Origin of the sequence: Candidatus Infernicultor aquiphilus (assembly GCF_002784285.1) — a bacterium.
GTDB lineage: Bacteria > Atribacterota > Phoenicimicrobiia > Phoenicimicrobiales > Phoenicimicrobiaceae > Infernicultor > Infernicultor aquiphilus.
In genome coordinates, this window is the sequence record NZ_PFKO01000121.1 from 1 (window position 1) to 2416 (window position 2416).

The following is a 2416-nucleotide window of genomic DNA, read 5'->3' on the forward strand; positions in this document are numbered from 1 at the left end:
AAAAAAGTAAAAAATAATGATGAGTATAAAAAGAAATTCTGGGATGCTTTTGAGATATTTGCAAAAGATCCCTTTGATCCTCAGTTAAAGACTCACAAACTAAGTGGTAAACTTAAGGGCTTGTGGGTATTTAGTTGTTTATATGATTGTCGGGTAATTTTTAAATTTGTAAAAAAAGATGAGGTCTTATTGATTGATATATCGGCAGTCACGATGAAGTTTATTAAGGTCGGTGATCTTTATGATTGATAATAGAAAGATTGAAATTATAAAAAATGTTTTATTGGATGCATTGAAACCTTCATTGATATATATTTTTGGTTCCATTTCAAAAGATAAAGTGAGAAAAGATAGTGATATAGATATTGCTATTTTGACTGACAGACAAATAGATGAATACAAATTATTTATCCTTTCCCAAAAATTGGCTGATGTTTTAAAAAGAGAAATTGATCTTGTAGACTTAAATAAGGCTTCTACCGTTCTTAAGGTTCAGATTATAAAGACTGGAAAACTTATCTATAATTCAGATAATCTTCGGAAGATGTATTTTCAGATGAGAGCGATAAGAGATTATGCCCTTTTAAATGAAGAAAGGATGGAGATAATTAATAAGATCGAATCGAGGAGTAAGAGGTGCTTAAATATGATTGATGATATAGTTTTGAATAAAACAGAAATTATAAAAAAGTGTATTAAAAGAATAAATGAAGAATATGAAAATAATCCAGAAAATTTAGAAAATTATACCAAGCAAGACTCTATTACCTTAAATATTCAAAGGGCATGTGAAGCAGTAATCGATCTGGGGATGCATGTTATAGCAGAGAGAAATTTAGGACTTCCCCAGGCAAGTAGAGAAACATTTGAGATTTTAAGTAGTAATAAAATTATTTATCCAGAAATGTCAGAGAGGCTTAAAGCAATGGTTGGTTTTAGAAATATTGCAATACATAATTACCAGAAATTAAATCTCAAAATAATTCAAGCGATAATAAAGAATCATTTGGAAGATTTAGTAGATTTTTCAGAAATCATTTTGAAACTATACTGAATAAAGGGGACGGTTCTATTTTTTTTTACTATTTATAAAATTAGAAAATAACAAAAATAAAATCCTCCCCATTATTAATGGTTTTATTCAATTTTCCCCAGCTCTACCTTCATTCCGGAGAGTTCTCTCTGCACCTCCGAGAAGTGCAAGGAATAATATTCCCGATTCTGCTGATTCAGGATAGTGATAGTATTCTGGAATGCCCCTTGTCTCCAATGGGAATCCATTGTTGTAATTTTTTAAATGGATTATCTATATTTTATTTTGTGATATAATAAATTTACAAATAAAAATGTCATGGAATTTATAAAATAAGCCTTTGAGGATTTTTGAGAGAAAGATGACCAAGGGGGTATAAGCAGGATATGCCACTCACTGTAAGTATGCGTGAAGTAGAGGTATTGGTCTAACGTAGAAGATCCCACTTTTAAGTGGGAGTGAAGTTGCAAGAGGAACTCTCAGATCACTTATTGCTCGAGCTGATCTAACTATAGAGGAGTTTTTAAACGCACTGAAATAAAAAAAGGCAAACATTGTCTAATAGCGAAGAAAAAAGGGGATAAGTTGCTTTAAAAACAGGTTTTCAGTTGTCGGTTTTCGGTTTACAGTGGATTCCCATTACCCGTTTTCACAGAGCCTGCCCTCATGAAAATGGGGGTACAAGTTTCATGTAATAGGAGGTAGAAATGGTAAAAATTGAGTTTGATATATTTGTCTTTAAAGAAGATGAGAATTATATAGCTTATTGCCCCGAACTTGACATTTCCAGCTGCGGAAGTACTATTGAGCACTCGAAAGAAATGCTCAAAACAGCCATAAGATTATTTCTTGAAGAAGCTGAAAAAATGAATACCCTTGAAGACATACTTGATGAAGCTAATTATAAAAAAGATGCAAAAGGCAAATGGTTGCCACCAAAACTTGTTGCAACAGAATTTGCAGGATTATAGTATATGCCCAAAATAGTACCCATTCCAGCAAGTAGACTTAGAAAAATATTTGAAAAAGATGGTTTTAAATGCGTAAGAATTGAAGGTGACCATTATGTTTATACAAAACAAGGAGTTATAAGACCAATTGTTGTACCTAATTGGCCAGCAGTACCAGTATTTGTAATCAGAAACAACATAAGAACTGCGGGGATAAGCAGAGAACGTTATTTCCAACTTTTAAAAGAGATAAAATAAAAAATATTATTTAGAATAGATATTATTTTTTCAATATTTTCTATTTAAAGAGAAGGATTTTTAAAAATTTTGCGGGGACAAGATATAAGAACAATTGCCTTGCCGTTTTTTAATAATTTAAAGGAAGAGCAGATTGATTATGTGGTGGAGAAGTTGAAGGAGGGAATTGAAAACA

At 31.5% G+C, this 2416-nt stretch carries 4 protein-coding genes and 1 pseudogene; all 5 read left to right on the forward strand.

Going from position 1 to position 2416, the window contains the following annotated elements; translation table 11 throughout:
- A partial coding sequence (locus COZ07_RS03445) for a type II toxin-antitoxin system YafQ family toxin (RefSeq protein WP_406607191.1) occupies nt 1–249 on the forward strand: 249 nt, incomplete at its 5' end.
- Nucleotides 242–586, forward strand: a pseudogene (gene mntA, locus COZ07_RS03450) (type VII toxin-antitoxin system MntA family adenylyltransferase antitoxin); the annotation flags it as partial. The gene COZ07_RS03445 and the pseudogene mntA, both read left to right, overlap by 8 nt.
- 60 nt (nt 587–646) lie before the next feature.
- A complete protein-coding gene (gene hepT / locus COZ07_RS03455) occupies nt 647–1054 on the forward strand; it encodes a DUF86 domain-containing protein (protein WP_406607194.1) in 408 nt (135 codons plus the stop codon).
- A 686-nt stretch (nt 1055–1740) separates the two neighbouring features.
- Nucleotides 1741–2004, forward strand: a complete 264-nt coding sequence (locus COZ07_RS03460; protein ID WP_406607192.1) for a type II toxin-antitoxin system HicB family antitoxin — start codon at nt 1741–1743, stop codon at nt 2002–2004.
- A gap of 3 nt (nt 2005–2007) precedes the next feature.
- Nucleotides 2008–2241, forward strand: a complete 234-nt coding sequence (locus tag COZ07_RS03465) for a type II toxin-antitoxin system HicA family toxin (protein WP_406607193.1) — start codon at nt 2008–2010, stop codon at nt 2239–2241.
- The last annotated feature ends 175 nt before the right edge of the window (nt 2242–2416 follow it).